The organism is Pedobacter miscanthi, assembly GCF_003315595.1.
Taxonomy (GTDB): Bacteria; Bacteroidota; Bacteroidia; order Sphingobacteriales; family Sphingobacteriaceae; genus Pedobacter; species Pedobacter miscanthi.
In genome coordinates this window covers 19294-36236 of the sequence record NZ_QNQU01000022.1, presented here as the reverse complement: position 1 = coordinate 36236, position 16943 = coordinate 19294, and the positions used below count along the sequence as shown (strand labels likewise).

Annotated in this window: 17 protein-coding genes; 15 read left to right on the top strand and 2 right to left on the bottom strand. The window is 40.0% G+C overall.

The window, feature by feature from the left end; all coding sequences use genetic code 11:
* Positions 1-2: 2 nt before the first annotated feature.
* The 14 genes from DRW42_RS21665 to DRW42_RS21600 all read left to right on the top strand — a co-directional run bounded on the left by DRW42_RS21665 (position 3) and on the right by DRW42_RS21600 (position 14407).
* Complete coding sequence (locus tag DRW42_RS21665; RefSeq protein ID WP_113950932.1) at positions 3-593, top strand: ORF6N domain-containing protein; 591 nt, start codon at positions 3-5, stop codon at positions 591-593.
* A 21-nt stretch (positions 594-614) separates the two neighbouring features.
* Positions 615-2363 carry a biosynthetic-type acetolactate synthase large subunit gene (ilvB, locus tag DRW42_RS21660; protein WP_113950931.1) on the top strand — a complete coding sequence of 583 codons (1749 nt, stop codon included), beginning with the start codon at positions 615-617 and terminating at the stop codon, positions 2361-2363.
* Positions 2364-2503: 140 nt separating this feature from the next.
* On the top strand, positions 2504-3142 hold the full coding sequence (gene ilvN, locus DRW42_RS21655) for an acetolactate synthase small subunit (RefSeq protein ID WP_113950930.1): 639 nt from the start codon (positions 2504-2506) through the stop codon (positions 3140-3142).
* A gap of 73 nt (positions 3143-3215) precedes the next feature.
* The gene (locus DRW42_RS21650) at positions 3216-3626 is read left to right on the top strand and encodes a glyoxalase superfamily protein (protein ID WP_113950929.1); all 411 of its coding nucleotides are present in this window, start codon (positions 3216-3218) and stop codon (positions 3624-3626) included.
* Positions 3627-3639: 13 nt separating this feature from the next.
* Positions 3640-4101, top strand: coding sequence for a DinB family protein (locus tag DRW42_RS21645; protein WP_113950928.1), 462 nt, complete (start codon positions 3640-3642; stop codon positions 4099-4101).
* Between the two features lie 154 nt (positions 4102-4255).
* The gene (gene ilvC, locus DRW42_RS21640; RefSeq protein ID WP_113950927.1) at positions 4256-5737 is read left to right on the top strand and encodes a ketol-acid reductoisomerase; all 1482 of its coding nucleotides are present in this window, start codon (positions 4256-4258) and stop codon (positions 5735-5737) included.
* Positions 5738-5800: 63 nt separating this feature from the next.
* A complete protein-coding gene (gene leuC, locus DRW42_RS21635; protein ID WP_113950926.1) occupies positions 5801-7207 on the top strand; it encodes a 3-isopropylmalate dehydratase large subunit in 1407 nt (468 codons plus the stop codon).
* Between the two features lie 100 nt (positions 7208-7307).
* Positions 7308-7595, top strand: coding sequence for an antibiotic biosynthesis monooxygenase family protein (locus DRW42_RS21630; RefSeq protein ID WP_113950925.1), 288 nt, complete (start codon positions 7308-7310; stop codon positions 7593-7595).
* 109 nt (positions 7596-7704) lie between these two features.
* Complete coding sequence (gene leuD, locus DRW42_RS21625) at positions 7705-8292, top strand: 3-isopropylmalate dehydratase small subunit (protein WP_113950924.1); 588 nt, start codon at positions 7705-7707, stop codon at positions 8290-8292.
* Between the two features lie 124 nt (positions 8293-8416).
* The gene (locus DRW42_RS21620; RefSeq protein ID WP_113950923.1) at positions 8417-9883 is read left to right on the top strand and encodes an ATP-binding cassette domain-containing protein; all 1467 of its coding nucleotides are present in this window, start codon (positions 8417-8419) and stop codon (positions 9881-9883) included.
* A gap of 126 nt (positions 9884-10009) precedes the next feature.
* Positions 10010-11101, top strand: coding sequence for a 3-isopropylmalate dehydrogenase (leuB, locus tag DRW42_RS21615; RefSeq protein ID WP_113950922.1), 1092 nt, complete (start codon positions 10010-10012; stop codon positions 11099-11101).
* Between the two features lie 10 nt (positions 11102-11111).
* Positions 11112-12272, top strand: coding sequence for a 2-isopropylmalate synthase (locus DRW42_RS21610; RefSeq protein ID WP_113950921.1), 1161 nt, complete (start codon positions 11112-11114; stop codon positions 12270-12272).
* A gap of 409 nt (positions 12273-12681) precedes the next feature.
* Positions 12682-13932 (top strand): threonine ammonia-lyase IlvA, encoded by a 1251-nt coding sequence (ilvA, locus tag DRW42_RS21605; protein WP_113950920.1) that lies wholly within the window; start codon positions 12682-12684, stop codon positions 13930-13932.
* Positions 13933-14047: 115 nt separating this feature from the next.
* Positions 14048-14407, top strand: coding sequence for a cupin domain-containing protein (locus DRW42_RS21600; protein ID WP_113950919.1), 360 nt, complete (start codon positions 14048-14050; stop codon positions 14405-14407).
* Positions 14408-14612: 205 nt separating this feature from the next.
* Here the strand turns inward: DRW42_RS21600 and DRW42_RS21595 are convergent, their stop codons facing one another.
* On the bottom strand, positions 14613-15173 hold the full coding sequence (locus DRW42_RS21595) for a DUF4230 domain-containing protein (RefSeq protein WP_113950918.1): 561 nt from the start codon (positions 15171-15173) through the stop codon (positions 14613-14615).
* Positions 15174-15309: 136 nt separating this feature from the next.
* Between DRW42_RS21595 and DRW42_RS21590 the strand changes: the two genes are divergently transcribed.
* Positions 15310-15723, top strand: coding sequence for a hypothetical protein (locus tag DRW42_RS21590; RefSeq protein ID WP_113950917.1), 414 nt, complete (start codon positions 15310-15312; stop codon positions 15721-15723).
* 143 nt (positions 15724-15866) lie between these two features.
* Here DRW42_RS21590 and DRW42_RS21585 read toward each other — a convergent pair whose 3' ends face one another.
* A complete protein-coding gene (locus DRW42_RS21585) occupies positions 15867-16859 on the bottom strand; it encodes an ABC transporter ATP-binding protein (RefSeq protein ID WP_113950916.1) in 993 nt (330 codons plus the stop codon).
* Positions 16860-16943: the final 84 nt, after the last annotated feature.

The following is a 16943-nucleotide window of genomic DNA, read 5'->3' as shown; positions in this document are numbered from 1 at the left end:
TTATGCAAATAATTAAAAGTATTCAGAACAGGATTTATGAAATCAGGGGAGAAAGAGTAATGCTCGATTTTGATCTCGCATCACTTTATGAAGTGGAAACAAGGGTATTAAATCAGGCGGTAAAGCGTAATATCAAACGTTTTCCGGATGATTTTATGTTTCAGTTAACTTCGGCAGAGTTTGAAAGTATAAAATTTCAAATAGAAGCGATTAACCAAGGTGCAACATCACAAATTGTGATAAAAAATCAACCCAACTTGAAGTCACAAATTGTGACTTCAAGTTGGGGCGGCACCAGAAAGCTGCCTTATGCCTTTACCGAGCAAGGGGTAGCCATGTTAAGTGGTGTTGTAAATAGCGAAAAAGCCATCAACATGAACATTGCCATTATGAGGGCTTTTGTTGATGTGCGTAAAATATTGCTCAAACAAAGTAATATAAACGAACAGTTAACAGAAATTAAAGAGCGCATTGGCGAACACGATGTTCAGCTAAACGAGCTTTATGATGCAATGGAAAACTTAATCGACGAGAAAATTGCTCAGATAAAGTGGAATGACAGAGAAAGAATAGGGTTTAAAATTAAAGAATAATAGAACCGCAAAAACATAACTATGGAAACTGCACAAGAAACAATACAACAAACCGAGGCCAAAGCAGAAACCTCAAAAACCTTTAAAGGAACAGGCTCGCAGGTTTTGTTGAATGGATTAATTGAAGAAGGTGTTACCACTATTTTCGGTTATCCGGGTGGCGCAATCATGCCTATTTATGATGCCCTTTATGATTATGCCGATAAATTAGAACATATTTTGGTGCGCCATGAACAAGGTGGTATCCATGCAGCTCAAGGTTTCGCAAGGGCCAGCGGCGAGGTAGGTATTGTATTCGCAACCAGCGGACCAGGCGCAACCAACCTGGTTACCGGTTTAGCAGATGCACAGATTGATAGCACGCCATTGGTTTGTATCACCGGACAGGTTTTTGCACACTTATTGGGTACTGATGCATTTCAGGAAACGGATGTAATCAACATTACTACTCCGGTAACCAAATGGAATTATCAGGTTACCGATGCTAAAGAAATCCAGGAAGTATTGGCTAAAGCTTTTTATATCGCTAAAAGCGGAAGACCAGGACCGGTTTTAATCGACATTACCAAAAATGCCCAGTTACAGCTAGAGGAATTTCCTGAATATGTAAAATGTAACCATATCCGCAGTTACCGCCCGAAACCAAAAATAAGGATTGAATACATTGAACAGGCAGCTGAGTTGATCAATTCGGCCAAAAAGCCTTTCATTCTATTTGGACAAGGCGTAATATTGGGTAAAGCGGAACAAGAATTCAAAGCTTTTATCGAAAAAACAGGAATTCCGGCCGCCTGGACAATCATGGGCGAAAGCGCTATCCCAACTTCACACCCTTTAAATGTAGGTATGTTAGGTATGCACGGTAATTATGGTCCGAATGTATTAACTAACGAGGCTGATGTAATTATAGCCATCGGTATGCGTTTTGATGACCGCGTAACCGGCCGTTTAGATAAATATGCCAAACAGGCCAGGGTAGTACACCTTGATATCGATCCTGCCGAAATTGATAAAAACGTTAAAGCAGAAGTTGGTGTTTGGGGCGATTGTAAAGAAACCCTACCCCTGTTAACCAACCTAGTTAACGAGAATAAACATGAAGATTGGTTAGCAAAATTTAAAGAATATAACCAGCAGGAAATTGACCAAGTGATAACACCGGAGCTTTACCCAACAGGCGATGAAATGACTATGGGCGAAGTACTGCGTAACATTAACGAAATATGTGGTGGCGATGCTGTAATTGTTACCGATGTTGGCCAGCACCAGATGGTAGCCTGCCGTTACGCCAATTTTAACAATACCCGTAGCAACATTACTTCTGGTGGATTAGGTACCATGGGTTTCGGCTTACCAGCTGCTATTGGCGCAAAATATGGTGCACCGGATAAAACGGTTATTGCCATTATCGGCGATGGTGGTTTCCAGATGACACCACAGGAATTAGGTACCATTATGCAATTTGGTGCAGCAGTAAAAATCCTGATCCTGAACAACCGTTTCTTAGGTATGGTTCGTCAATGGCAACAGTTATTCCATGATAAACGCTATTCTTTTGTAAACATCACCAGTCCTGATTTTGTGGCTTTAGCCAAATCTTACTACATCGAGGCAAGTAAAGTTGACGAGCGTGCAAATTTAAGGCAGGCTCTGGAAACCATGATCAACCACGAAGGCTCTTATTTATTAGAGGTAATGGTTGGAAGAGAAAACAACGTTTTTCCAATGGTTCCACAGGGAATGAGTGTAAGCGAAATCAGGTTGAAGTAAGGTTGAGGGTGTAAAGGTAGAAGGTTAAAGGTTAAAGGTTAAAAACCCACAGTCTAGCCTGGGCCGTCATTGCGAGGCACGAAGCAATCTTAAAGCGATAGAAAGTCAATTTAAATAAATAATTGCCACAAGAAATTATCATGAGTACTGAAAATACATTAGAACATAAAACAACAAAAGCCGATTTCGACGGAAAGCAGGAATACACCATCACGGTTTATGCCGAAAACCGCATCGGTTTATTAAACAGGATTGCGATTATTTTCTCTAAAAGAAAAATCAACATCGAAAGTTTGAATACCTCGCCATCAGAAATTGATGGAATTCACCGTTTCAATATCGTAATCCAGGAAGGTTACGAAGTGGTAAGGAAACTTGCCCGTCAGATTGAAAAGCAGATTGAGGTATTAAAAGTTTATTTCAACACCAACGACGAAATTATCTGGCAGGAACTGGCACTTTATAAAGTTTCTACAGATGAAATTGCCGAAAAGGTAACCGTAGAGCGTTTATTACGTCAATATGGTGCAAGTGCAGTAGTAATCCGTAAAGATTATACCGTTTTTGCAGTAACCGGTCACCGCGAAGAAACCGATGCTTTGGTAAAAGCCTTAGAACCTTACGAATTAATTGAGTTTGTACGTTCTGCACGTGTAGCAATCATTAAAGATAGCGCCGGTTTCCACGAAAAACTTAAAGAATTTGAGGCTTTCGAACCTGGAGAAGAACTGGTAGAAAATGAGTTCCTGGAAAAAGGAGAAAAGATTTTCACGATGTAAGCGCAAAGCTAAAAGACTAAAGACTAAAGACTAAAGACTAAAGCTAACGCCCTTTGCGGTTAAAAAACGGAATATGAAATGTAATAATGTACGACCGATTTTAAGAATATTCGATTACGATAAAGCAGTCGAGTTTTATGTAAACTGGCTGGGCTTTAAAATAGACTGGGAGCATACTTTTGAAAAAAATACCCCGGTTTACATGCAGGTTTCGTTAAATGGTATCGAACTGCATTTAAGCGAACACCACGGAGATTGTTCTCCCGGTGCACATGTTCATATTGATTGTACAGGTTTAAAGGAGTTTCATAAGGAACTTATTGATAAAAAATACAAATACAACAGACCAGGTTTAGAGAAAACTTTTTACGGAACCTGGGCTGTAACCGTAAACGATCCGTTTTTTAACAAGATCACCTTTAACGAAGTGCTAAGTGAGGATGAAAGCTTAAAGAATAAAGACCAAAGCGAAAACACTAATTAAGATAGAAAACGAGATGAACGAAGTATTTGATTTTATAATAAACTCACGCAAGGCCTTTATCCGGTTAATTGATGGCTTAACCATCGAAGAACTGAATAAAATACCTGATGGTTATAACAATAACATCATCTGGAATTTCGGGCACATCGTGGTGAGCACACAAACACTTTGTTACGTGCGGACGGGTATATTAGCCGATGCAACAGCTGTAAAGTTTAATGATTTCTACAAAAAGGATACAAAACCAACCTATACCGTATCCGAAGCAGAAGTTGCAGAATTAAAAGCCACTGCATTAGCAAGTATCGAAAAAATTAAAGAAGCTTACAAAGCAGGAATATTTGCGAACATCACTCCTTATACAACAGCAACCTATGGTGTGCAATTAAACAGTATAGAAGAAGTATTGATTACAACCGTGGGGCACGATAACGTACATTACGGCTATGCAAATGCGTTGAAGAAATACGTGTAAAATGGATGAGGTAAGATGGAAAATGGATGAAGGATATTAGCACCTGGAGAATAAAGCAAAAATCGGTGTAATTCCTTAATCTGTGTAATCAACCCGAAGGAAAAGAACAATATATAAAACGATAATTAAACTAGAAATTAACCAATAAAAAACAATGGCAAATTATTTTAACACATTACCTCTTAGAGAAAAATTAAACCAATTAGGTGTTTGCGACTTCATGGACAGCGCTGAATTTTTAGACGGCGTTAGCGCATTGAAGGGCAAAAAACTGGTAATTGTAGGTTGTGGTGCACAAGGCTTAAACCAAGGTTTAAATTTAAGAGATAGTGGTTTAGATGTAAGCTACACTTTACGTAAGGAAGCAATTGAAGGCAAGCGCGATTCGTGGAAAAATGCAACTGAAAACAATTTCACGGTTGGCACCTACGAAGAACTGATCCCAAATGCAGATGTGGTAATTAACCTTACCCCTGACAAACAACACACCGCTGTTGTTAATGCCATTATGCCTTTAATGAAAGAAGGTGCTACCCTGTTATATTCTCACGGTTTCAACATCGTAGAAGAAGGCATGCAGATCCGTAAAGATTTAACTGTTATTATGGTGGCGCCTAAATGTCCGGGTAGTGAGGTAAGAGCAGAGTACGTTCGTGGTTTTGGTGTACCTACCCTAATTGCTGTTCACCCTGAAAACGATCCTCAGGGTAAAGGTTTGGCTCAGGCTAAAGCTTATTGCGTAGGTACCGGCGGACACAGGGCAGGTGTATTAAAATCATCTTTCGTTGCCGAAGTAAAATCTGATTTAATGGGCGAGCAAACCATCCTTTGTGGTTTATTGCAAACTGGTTCTATCCTGTCATTCGATAAAATGGTAGAAAAAGGAATCGATGCCGGTTACGCTTCTAAATTGGTTCAGTACGGTGTTGAGGTAATTACCGAAGCTTTAAAACAAGGTGGTATAACCGCAATGATGGATAGATTAAGCAATGTTGCTAAAATCAAAGCTTTTGAAATTTCGGAAGAATTGAAAGATATTATGCGTCCGTTGTTCCAAAAACACCAGGATGATATTATGAGTGGCGAGTTTAGCCGCACCATGATGGAAGATTGGGCAAACGGAGATAAAAACTTGTTAAAATGGAGAGCGGAAACAGGTGAAACTGCTTTCGAAAAAACACCTGCAGGTGATGTTAAAATCGGTGAGCAGGAATATTTCGACAACTATACTTTAATGGTTGCGTTTGTTCGTGCCGGTGTAGAATTGGCTTTCGAAACAATGGTACAGGCTGGAATCAAACCAGAATCGGCATACTATGAGTCGCTACACGAAACACCACTTATCGCCAATACCATTGCACGTAAAAAATTGTTCGAAATGAACCGTGTAATTTCTGATACTGCAGAATACGGTTGTTATTTATTCGATCAGGCCTGTAAACCGCTTTTAGGCGATTTTATGAAAAAAGTAGATACTGACCTTGTTGGTAAAAACTTTAACGAAGGCAAAGACGGTGCTGTAGATAACAGAAAATTAATTGATGTTAACGAAGCGATCCGTTCTCACCAGGTAGAACAAATCGGAGCTACATTGCGTAAAGCAATGACCGCAATGAAGGCGATTAAAACAGCATAGTAAACTTACAAACCTCGCAGGTTTTCTAAATCTGTGAGGTTTAATAAAATAATAATAGCAAAGATGTCAAAAACATTAGTAGAAAAAATTTGGGATGCTCACGTTGTAAAAAGTGAAGAAGGATTTCCCGATATTTTATACATTGATACACACTTAATACACGAGGTAACTTCTCCGCAGGCTTTTGATGGTTTGCGCAAAAGAGGCTTACCTGTTTTCCGTCCGAAGCAGACTGTAGCCACAGCTGATCATAACGTGCCAACCCTAAACCAGTTGTTGCCGATTAAAGAAGAGCTTTCGCGCTATCAGGTTGATATGCTCACCAAAAACTGTGCAGAATTCGGCATAGAACTTTACGGTTTAGGCCATCCCTTTCAGGGTATTGTACATGTTATCGGCCCAGAGCTGGGTATTACCCTGCCAGGAAAAACGATGGTATGTGGCGATAGTCATACCTCAACACATGGTGCTTTCGGTGCCATTGCATTTGGTATTGGTACTTCGCAGGTTGAGCAGGTTTTTGCAACACAGTGTTTATTGCAGTCGAAACCTAAAACCATGAAAATTGAGGTAAATGGCGAATTGGGGAAAGGTGTTGGTGCAAAAGACATTATCTTATACATTATTGCTCAGATTTCTGCTGCGGGCGGTACCGGTTATTTCATCGAATATGCAGGTTCGGCAATCGAATCGTTAAGCATGGAGGCCCGTATGACCATCTGTAACATGAGTATCGAAATGGGTGCACGTGGTGGTTTAATTGCACCTGATCAAACCACATTCAATTACATTAAAGGAAGAGAATTTGCTCCGGCTGGCGAAGAATGGGACAAAGCCCTCGCCTACTGGAAAACTTTATATAGCGATGCTGACGCCAAATTTGATAGCGTATTAACTTTCAACGCGGCAGATATTGCACCAATGATTACTTACGGTACCAACCCTGGTATGGGTATGGGCATCCAGGAACACATTCCTGCAACCGCAGCACAGCCCGAAACCGAAAAAGTATCGTACAAAAAAGCTTTAGATTATATGGGCTTTGATGATGATGCATCATTGATCGGAAAATCGATTGATTATGTTTTCATCGGAAGCTGTACCAACTCACGGATTGAAGATTTACGCGAAGTAGCTGATTTTGTGAAAGACAAACGCAAAGCAGATAATGTTACCGTTTGGATCGTACCAGGCTCAAAGCAAGTAGAACAACAGGCAAAAAACGAAGGTCTGGATAAAATTTTCGAAGCTGCCGGTTTCCAGTTGCGCGAACCGGGTTGTAGTGCCTGTTTGGGAATGAATGAAGATAAAATCCCGGCAGGTAAATACTGTGTGTCCACATCGAACAGAAATTTCGAAGGCAGACAGGGACAAAATGCCCGTACTTTATTGGCCAGTCCGCTTACTGCCGCAGCCGCAGCCGTAACCGGAAAAATTACCGACGTAAGGGATTTGCTGGAGAAGGTTTAAATAACTGTCATGCTGACGAAGGAAGCATCTGCAGGCGATGAAAAACCTGCCCAGAATAATTAAGATTCTTCGTTCCTCAGAATGACAATTTTGAAAAATTATGATTTTAGAAGTTGCCATACTAAATGTAAAAGCCGGATTATCGGCCGATTTTGAAAAAGCTTTTAACGAAGCACAAAAAATCATTTCCACAATGGAAGGTTACATTTCGCATCAGCTTCAAAAATGTATAGAAGTAGAAAATAAATACATTCTGCTTGTAAACTGGAAAACACTGGAGGCACATACCGAAGGTTTCAGGGAATCAGCAGCGTACCAGGATTGGAAAAAGTTATTGCATCACTTTTATGATCCTTTTCCTGTAGTTGAGCACTTTGTAAAGGTGTAAGGCTTAAAGTGGAGGGTAAAAATATTACCACCATTAAGCAAAAGATTAAAGATAAAAAGGGGGAATATAAGTCTCGATACTTGTTACTCCCTACTTGATACTAATTGACATGAAAAAATTCACAAAATTAACATCGGCAGTAGTGCCTTTAAACATAGAAAACATCGACACCGACCAGATTATCCCTGCAAGGTTTCTAAAAGCGACCACACGCGAAGGTTTCGGTGAGAATCTATTCCGCGATTGGCGTTACGAAAACGATAACCAGCCGAAAGCAGATTTCGTGTTAAACGACCCAACTTACAGTGGGCAGGTTTTAGTTGCCGGAAAAAACTTTGGTTGTGGAAGTAGTCGCGAGCATGCGGCCTGGGCCATTCAGGATGCAGGTTTTGACGCGGTAATCAGCAGTTTCTTTGCCGATATCTTTAAAGGAAATGCACTGAACAACGGTTTATTACCGATACAGGTAAGCGACGATTTTCTCGCACAAATTTTTAAAGCGGTAGACAGTAATCCAAAATCAGCGTTAGAAGTTGATCTCGAAAATCAAACTGTAACCATTATAGAAACCGGTGCAAAAGAATCTTTTGAAATCAATCCATATAAAAAATCATGCCTGATTAACGGTTATGATGATATTGATTTCATCCTTGCTCAAACAAAATTAATTGCAGAATTCGAACAGGCCAGAGGATAGAGAGCTGAAAGATCAAAGCAGAAAGACTAAAGCAGAAAGATTAAAGCAAAAAGATTAAAGCAAAAAGACAAAGAAAAAAATCGGTGTAATCACCCAATCAGTGTAATCACCCCGAAAGGAAAATATGAAAGAGAGTTTCGTCAGCATTAAAAATTTAAACTTAAAGTTTCAGCAAAAAGCTGTGCTAAGGGATTTGAATTGGGCGATCAATCGTGGCGAAAACTGGGTATTGGGCGGAGCCAGCGGAAGTGGAAAAACCTCGCTGGCTAAAATTATCAGTGGTTTACAAAGTGCTTCCGGAGACATCAATATCAACTTCGACCAAACAAGTTCGCTACCTGCCGAAACCTTATTTGTTGAAAGTTGGTACCAGTTCAAAAATTTAGAGGGCGTTGCCAACTTTTATTATCAACAGCGCTATACCAGTCAGCAGGCTAAAGAAACCTTAACCGTTCATGCAGAACTGGTTTCCTACGGTAAAGAAAAAGGGCTCCATTTCGATCAGGTTGAACCCATTTTAGAAGCTTTAGGTTTTGCAACATTTGCGAGCTCACAATTAATCGAACTATCAAGCGGCGAACATAAAAAACTGCAACTGGTTAAAGCCTTGTGGTTAAAACCGCAGTTATTGATCATCGATCAGCCTTATACTGGTTTAGATGCTGCCTCACGCAAAAACCTGAACATTTTACTGGATCAGGTGGCTGAAGAAAGTGTACAATTAATCCTGATTTGTAATGACAGCGAATTACCAACTTGTATAACCTCTTTTGCGGAAATAATTGATGGAAACTTAGTTCAGGTAGATGCTTTTGAAAGTTCAACCGGTGCCGAAAACCATTTGGGCGAAATCCCTGCTTTTTTAAAAGAATCGCCGGTTTATTCTTCGCAGAACATCGTTAAAATGGTTAATGTAAACATTAGCTATGGCGAAAAACAAGTACTTAAAAATATCAACTGGGAAGTAAAGGCCGGAGAAAAATGGCTTTTACAAGGGCATAACGGTTCAGGAAAATCCACTTTGTTAAGCCTGGTAAACGGCGATCATCCGCAATCCTATGCCAACGAACTTTATTTATTCGGCAACAGGCGTGGAAGTGGCGAAAGCATTTGGGACATTAAACAGCATATCGGTCTAATCTCGCCCGAATTCCACTGGTATTTTGACCCAACTGCTACCGTTTGGCAAAGTATAGCCTCCGGATTTTACGATACCGTAGGTTTATTCCAGCAGTTACCCTATACCAAAAGCACACAGGTTGACGAACTGGTACAATATTTCGGCCTAACCGAAAATAAAAATGAATTATTAAGCGCGCTCCCACTCGGTAAACAACGATTGGTATTACTGGCGCGCACCATTATAAAAAATCCGGAACTGTTAATTCTGGATGAACCCTGCCAGGGCTTAGACCAACAGCAAACAAAACATTTTAACCAACTGGTTGATGAACTGTGCAGCAATGGGATGACCCTGATTTATGTTGGCCACTTTGAATCGCAGCTGCCAACCTGCATTGAAAAAAGAATATTGTTAGAAAAAGGCGAAGTAAAAGTCGTCGAAAGTTTAAACACAGAAATACTAAGCTGATGCGAAATTAACCACAGATCAGCTAGGATAAAAAAGACTGAAGGATTGGCATATTAAAATCCATAAATCTTAAAAATCTTGGCAAAACCAGTGGTAAAAATACATCCAGCACAATAGGAGTCAACAATGAAGAAGAACATTTTAGTAATACCTGGAGACGGTATCGGACCCGAAGTAACCACTTGGGGAAAAGCAGCATTAGAAAAAATTGGCGAAATTTTCGGACATGAATTTACGTTCGAAGAAGCTTTAATGGGCCACGCGGCTATTGAGGTTACCGGCGAACCATTGCCAGATGAAACTTTAGAAAAAGCCAGACAAAGTGATGCCATCCTTTTTGGAGCAATTGGTCATGCCAAATATGATAATGATCCGAGCTTAAAAGTTAGACCAGAACAAGGCCTTTTAAAAATCCGCAAAGAACTGGGCTTATTTGCCAACCTCCGCCCAATATTACTATTTGATGAACTTCTTCAGGCATCAAGTATCAAACCTGAAATTTTAAGGGGAACAGATATTCTTTTCTTCCGCGAATTAACCGGCGATGTGTACTTTGGCGAAAAAACACGCTCTGAAGACCGAAATACCGCTTCTGATTTAATGATTTACCATCGTTATGAAGTAGAACGCATTGCTCATAAAGCTTACCAGGCAGCACAACAACGTAATAAAAGATTATGTTCGGTAGATAAGGCAAACGTTCTGGAAAGCTCACGCCTGTGGCGCGAAACCGTTCAGGAAATTGCAAAACAATACCCTGATGTAGAAACCGAACACATGTTTATCGATAATGCAGCAATGCAGCTGATCAAAAACCCTAAAAAATTCGATGTGGTGTTAACAGCCAATTTATTTGGCGATATTTTAACAGACGAAGCTTCGCAGATTGCAGGTTCGATGGGTATGCTTGCTTCGGCATCTGTTGGCGAAAGCACAGGTTTCTTCGAACCGATCCACGGTTCGGCGCACGATATTGCAGGCAAAGATTTAGCAAACCCATTGGCTTCTATCCTCTCGTCAGCTTTAATGCTCGAGATTGGTTTCGGACTAAAAGAAGAAGCTAAATTATTGGTTGATACCATCGACCAGGTATTGAAAGAAGGCTTTAGAACACATGATATTGCCGACCAAAATACAAACCGTTTTAAAGTTTTGGGTACCGCCGAAATGGGAAAACTGGTATTAAAGTTCTTATCACAAAAATTAATCACATCCTAAACCTTAGATTATGATTCACGACCCAAACAAAGTTTATATTTTCGACACGACCTTACGTGACGGCGAGCAGGTACCAGGCTGCCAGTTAGATACAAACCAAAAAGTAGAAATCGCAAAATCACTCGAACTTTTAGGTGTTGATGTGATTGAGGCTGGTTTTCCGGTATCAAGCCCAGGGGATTTTAACAGCGTAATCGAATTATCAAAAGCGGTAACCAACCCGATTATCTGCGCTTTAACCCGCGCAAATAAAAATGATATCGATGTTGCTGCTGATGCTTTGCGTTATGCAAAAAGACCACGTATTCATACCGGTATCGGTGCATCCGATTTCCACATCAAACACAAATTTAACAGTACCCGCGAAGATATTTTAGAGCGTGCCGTTGATGCAGTAAAATACGCCAAAAAATATGTTGAGGATATCGAATTTTACGCAGAAGATGCCGGCCGTGCCGATATCGAATTTTTAGCCAAAATGGTTGAGGCGGTAATTGCTGCCGGAGCAACGGTAGTAAACATTCCGGATACCAATGGTTATTGCCTACCTGATCAATACGGTTCGAAAATCCTTTATTTAAAAGAAAATGTAAAAAATATCGACAATGCCATTATTTCGGTGCACTGCCACAACGATTTGGGCCTGGCTACGGCAAATTCTATTGCCGGTTTACAGAACGGCGCCCGCCAGGTAGAATGTACCATTAACGGCATCGGAGAACGTGCAGGCAATACTTCTATGGAAGAAGTCGTCATGATTTTGAAAACGCATAAGGTTTTGGGCTTAAACACCCAGATTGATGCGACCCGTTTCTACGAAATTAGCCACATGGTGAGAAACCAGATGAATATGCCGGTACAGCCAAATAAGGCAATTGTTGGTGGAAATGCATTTTCGCATAGCTCTGGTATCCATCAGGATGGTTTTTTGAAAAACCGCGAGAACTATGAAATCATCAGACCAGAAGATGTTGGTTTCCCTGACGCTACTATTGTTTTAACTGCAAGAAGCGGCCGCCATGCTTTAAAACACCACTTAGACCGCTTAGGCCATAAATTGGAAAAGGATCATTTGGATATTGTTTATAAACAGTTTTTGGTTTTGGCTGATAGCAAACAGGGGATTAACGACCAAGATTTAAACCAGTTGGTGGCTTTGCACTTAGCATAAAAGCTGAAAAGGTTAAAGACTAAAGCTAAAAAAGACTAGCGGATTGCCTGAAAAGTTTAGGGTTTGGCGTTAGGCGGTTAGCGTTTTTAGTTTAACGTACTGACCTAATTTACCTAAACCTGATAGCAGTGGAAATACTTTTTAATTGCAGTAACCCCTAATATAATGTCATGCTGAGGTACGAAGCATCTGCAACCGATGAAATAGGTTCTTCGTTCTTCAGCACTACAGCAGTTTAAAAAGATTGAAACGAATAGCAGGACCGCAATAACCGAAAAGCACCAAACCCTGCTTTACAAAAAATACATAAGCGAGATCTCAATCTTGATACTAGATACTTAATTCCTAGCACAAAGACCGAATTCTCCCTTCTTGATACTTGATTCTCTCTATACCTGATACTACAACAATGAACACTACAACACCAAATACGCTAGATTTTCAATCTGCACATCAACGACTGAAGGGCGTGGTAAAACGTACACCTTTGGAGTTTAACGCCGGACTTTCTGCTCATTATAATGCCAATATTTATTTAAAAAGAGAGGATTTACAAATTGTACGCTCCTATAAATTACGTGGTGCATTTAACAAAATCAGTACATTGCCGCAGGATGCCTTGATTAACGGTGTAGTTTGTGCAAGCGCGGGTAATCATGCGCAGGGTGTGGCCTATTCATGCAAAAAACTTGGGATTAAAGGTGTTATCTTTATGCCCGAAATCACCCCTAAACAAAAGGTTAAGCAAACCTACATGTTTGGTGGCGACAGTGTAGAAGTGGTTTTAGTTGGCGATACTTTCGACGATTGTTTAAAAGAGGCCCTGGCTTACAGTGCCGAAAAATCGGCTACTTTTATTCCGCCATTTGATGATGAAAAAGTAATTGAAGGACAGGCTACGGTTGGCGTTGAAATTTATGAAGACCTGCCTGATTTAGACATCGTGGTGATGCCTGTTGGCGGCGGTGGCTTGGCCTCGGGCGTAAGCGCTTACATGAAAACTGTTAAACCTGGTGTAAAACTGGTTGGTGTGGAGCCCCTGGGGGCACCATCAATGGTTACAGCAATGGAACATGGCGGTCCGTATACATTAGAAGAAATAGACCGTTTTGTGGATGGTGCTGCAGTAAAACGTATTGGCCACATTACCTACGAATATTGTAAAGAACTTCTTGATCAGATGCATTTGATTCCTGAGGGAAAAATTTGTACCACCATATTAAAACTTTATAATGAAGATGCAATTGTTGTTGAACCTGCAGGAGCACTATCTGTAGCCGCATTAGATCAGCTGAGAGACCAGATTACCGGCAAAACGGTAGTTTGTATAGTTAGCGGCGGAAACAACGATATAGAGCGCATGCAGGAGATTAAAGAGAAATCTTTACTTTTCGAAGGGTTGAAACATTATTTTATTGTACGTTTTCCGCAAAGACCGGGCGCTTTAAAATTATTTGTGAATGAGGTGTTAGGTCCGCAGGATGATATTACCCGTTTCGAGTTTATTAAAAAAACGAATAAGGAAAATGGCCCGGCACTGGTGGGCATCGAGCTTTCGAATAAAAACGATTATGCAAGCTTGTTGCAGCGCATGAAAGACTTTAAATTCGAAATTATTGAACTGAATCAGGATCAGACGTTGTTTGAGTATCTGGTTTAAGGGATTAACCGCAAAGTTTTATACTATCGTCATGCTGAATTTATTTCAGCATCTTTCTAGCGTGAAAGACCCTGAAATAAATTCAGGGTGACGTACAAAATAAGAAAATAAAAAAATGAACTTCAAAGACCTCAACAACAAAACATTAATTTCCGACAGCGATATCGATTGGGAAGATTTAGGCGCAGGCGTAAAACGCAAGATTATGGCTTACGATGAGAACCTGATGCTGGTAAAGGTAGAATTTGAAAAAGACGCCATCGGTGCGATTCATAATCATCCGCACCTGCAAATGAGTTATGTTGCCAAAGGAAGTTTTGAAGTAAGCATGGGCGATGACAAGAAAGTTTTAAATGAAGGCGATGTTTTCTTTGCGCCATCAAATGTATTCCACGGTGTGTTATGTTTGGAAGCCGGATTACTGGTTGATATTTTTAACCCGCACAGGGAAGATTTTTTAATTACGTCACCCTGAATTTATTTCAGGGTCTTCTCGCAGAAGCCACAGGACTTCCAAAGTTTCTCCTATGCACATGCCCGGCACCGGCAAACTTCGGAAGTTTACTCCCCTTTAGATTTCTCGAGATAGATCTCTCCATTACGCTTTGCTTCAGTCGAGATGACGAAATCTAGTGTGACGATCGCTAGAACCTTACACCCTAAACCTTACACCTTCTACCCTACTCAAAAGTAAACTTCACATTCTTATAGCCTAAACCTTCAATAATTGGTTTAAGTACCGTTGTGGCATTGGTTTTAGTCTGCGCTAAAATGCTCGATTTTTTAACTTCGGCAGTTACCTGTCTTTCAGCAGCTTTATAGGCTTCATCTACCAAACTGGCCTCACGGAAGAAAGCCATTTTCGTATCGTACACGCGTGAGTTTTTATGGTCGATTTTTACATAGCAGATTTCGGGCTGTGGTAAATTTACTACAGCAGTGTCCGCATCTATGCTGATATCTTCGCGGGTAATTTTGGTAAGGTCGATACAACCCACGGCTTCCGCTTTTACGATTAGTAAAACGCTTGCTTCGGGTAAAAAATCTGTTTTGTTTTTATGCTCCAGAACATCACTGATCTGGTACCTCACCAGCTCCAGTTTGCCTATGGTCTCGATTTTCTCTACCAGAAGCTGATGTTTACTTTCAACAGAAGTATTGATGCTAAACTTTTTGGAGATAAATAAATACCCCGCAACGATTAAAATTAACCAGGGCAAGAGACGGAAAAAGATCTTCATTTTATAAAAAAATCGGGGTTCAACATATTGTGTATTTAATCTGTTGCACAATAATTAATCCATAATTCTGATTTAATATTTTTTTGGCAGAAGATTTGTAATAGCTAGATCACACACACAAATAACACTAATCAAAATGAAAAAACTTACCATCCTAATGCTTTGCATTGCCACACTAGGTCTGGCTTCATGCAAGAAAGAAACTGTTTATCAAGAATTAAGAGCTAAAACGTACAATTTTACGATTAACTCAAATCAATGGTTACGTAATACTGATGGAAGTTACTCTGTAAACAAAGCATTATCTGCAATTGATGGGGTAACTTTAGACGATGAAGGTGTTTTAGTTTATTTCGAACATCCCAATGATCCAAATGGCGATATTCAGTTACCTTATACCTACAATTACAATGCTTTTAGCTATAAAGTTTATAATGGTGGTTTAAGATTTGATGTTCAAGACACTAACAATTTAACAGCAACAGTACCGCCAAACTATAATACTTTAGTAAAAGTGGTGATCATTCCATCTGATTACGCTGGAAATTAAATCTTCAAAAACTTTAAAATTCTAAAAAACGACCAATGTTCACTTGAACTTGGTCTTTTTTTTTTGACCTATATTCAGAATCTGCAAAAAGTTATAACTATACTTATAACTTTTATAAAATTAACAAGGAGTTATAATTATATTTAAAACTCTAAAAAACGATTAATGTTAACTTGAACATGGTCGTTTTTTTTATGCTCTCCCCTGTTAAGCTGTATGGCACGGATGTTAATGCCATTCCTTTCTAACAGCAGTTCATCATAAAAACCTTTGTAGTATACATCTTTTACTTCAAAACGCCTGCTGCTCCAGTTGCTGTTAATTTCTGCCCACTCCGGATAAAAAACAACGGTATCTTTTTCTGTTTTTAAACCGATTTTTTCGGCATCCGCTTTTGGTAAAACCACGGCATTGCCCAAAATCTGCGCGGTGTAAATATGTTTGGGGTGCTGGTAAATTTCAGCTGGCTTTCCGGTCTGTAAGAGTTCGCCGTTTTTTAGGATCAGTAACTGGTCGGCCAGAAATAAACCATCGGCAGGATCGTGTGATACCAGAATTACCGTTACCCCCGTTTCGGAAGCAATACGTTTAATATCAGCCCGAAGCTGGTTTTTCAACAGGGCATCGACCTGACTAAAAGGTTCATCCAGCAATAAAACCTGAGTATCGGCCACCATGGCTTTGGCTATGGCCACACGTTGCTGTTCCCCGCCACTTAACTCAATGATTTTTTTGTGCTGCAAGGGCAAAATCCTGAGGTGTTCCATCATTTGCAGCGTTTTTTCAGCTTTGGTTTTCAGGTCGGTATTCGATAACTGTGAAGCAATATTATCGTATACTTTGGCATAAATATTCAGCGAAAAATCCTGTGTAACCATTTTCATCTGCTTATGGCCGGGAATCAATTGTTCATCCGGGCCTTTAACCTTTTGATCTTCGAAAAAGATTTCGCCTTCATCAGTCTTTAACAAACCGTAAATGGATTTTAATAAAGTCGATTTTCCACTTCCGCTTTCGCCAATAATGGCCACTACATCACCTCTTTTAATGTCGAAACTTACATTTTTAATGCCGCCGGCCTGTTCTGCCTGATATTGTTTGGTTAAATTTTTAACGCTGATTAGGATATTGCTCACGTGGTAAAGATAAGAAAAAGGTAGAGGGTTTTGAGGCGGAAGGTATAAGGTTAAAACTCACGTAATTGTTAACATTTTATTTAA

Excerpts from the sequence above, each read along its gene's own strand:
- DRW42_RS21650 (WP_113950929.1), top strand. The coding sequence starts at position 3,216 with ATGAAATGTAATAATGTACGACCGATTTTAAGAATATTCGATTACGAT.
- DRW42_RS21620 (WP_113950923.1), top strand. The coding sequence starts at position 8,417 with ATGAAAGAGAGTTTCGTCAGCATTAAAAATTTAAACTTAAAGTTTCAG.
- DRW42_RS21610 (WP_113950921.1), top strand. The coding sequence starts at position 11,112 with ATGATTCACGACCCAAACAAAGTTTATATTTTCGACACGACCTTACGT.
- ilvB (WP_113950931.1), top strand. The coding sequence starts at position 615 with ATGGAAACTGCACAAGAAACAATACAACAAACCGAGGCCAAAGCAGAA.
- leuB (WP_113950922.1), top strand. The coding sequence starts at position 10,010 with ATGAAGAAGAACATTTTAGTAATACCTGGAGACGGTATCGGACCCGAA.
- leuD (WP_113950924.1), top strand. The coding sequence starts at position 7,705 with ATGAAAAAATTCACAAAATTAACATCGGCAGTAGTGCCTTTAAACATA.
- DRW42_RS21630 (WP_113950925.1), top strand. The coding sequence starts at position 7,308 with ATGATTTTAGAAGTTGCCATACTAAATGTAAAAGCCGGATTATCGGCC.
- DRW42_RS21590 (WP_113950917.1), top strand. The coding sequence starts at position 15,310 with ATGAAAAAACTTACCATCCTAATGCTTTGCATTGCCACACTAGGTCTG.
- DRW42_RS21645 (WP_113950928.1), top strand. The coding sequence starts at position 3,640 with ATGAACGAAGTATTTGATTTTATAATAAACTCACGCAAGGCCTTTATC.
- DRW42_RS21595 (WP_113950918.1), bottom strand. The coding sequence starts at position 15,173 with ATGAAGATCTTTTTCCGTCTCTTGCCCTGGTTAATTTTAATCGTTGCG.
- DRW42_RS21665 (WP_113950932.1), top strand. The coding sequence starts at position 3 with ATGCAAATAATTAAAAGTATTCAGAACAGGATTTATGAAATCAGGGGA.
- ilvC (WP_113950927.1), top strand. The coding sequence starts at position 4,256 with ATGGCAAATTATTTTAACACATTACCTCTTAGAGAAAAATTAAACCAA.
- leuC (WP_113950926.1), top strand. The coding sequence starts at position 5,801 with ATGTCAAAAACATTAGTAGAAAAAATTTGGGATGCTCACGTTGTAAAA.
- DRW42_RS21600 (WP_113950919.1), top strand. The coding sequence starts at position 14,048 with ATGAACTTCAAAGACCTCAACAACAAAACATTAATTTCCGACAGCGAT.
- ilvN (WP_113950930.1), top strand. The coding sequence starts at position 2,504 with ATGAGTACTGAAAATACATTAGAACATAAAACAACAAAAGCCGATTTC.
- ilvA (WP_113950920.1), top strand. The coding sequence starts at position 12,682 with ATGAACACTACAACACCAAATACGCTAGATTTTCAATCTGCACATCAA.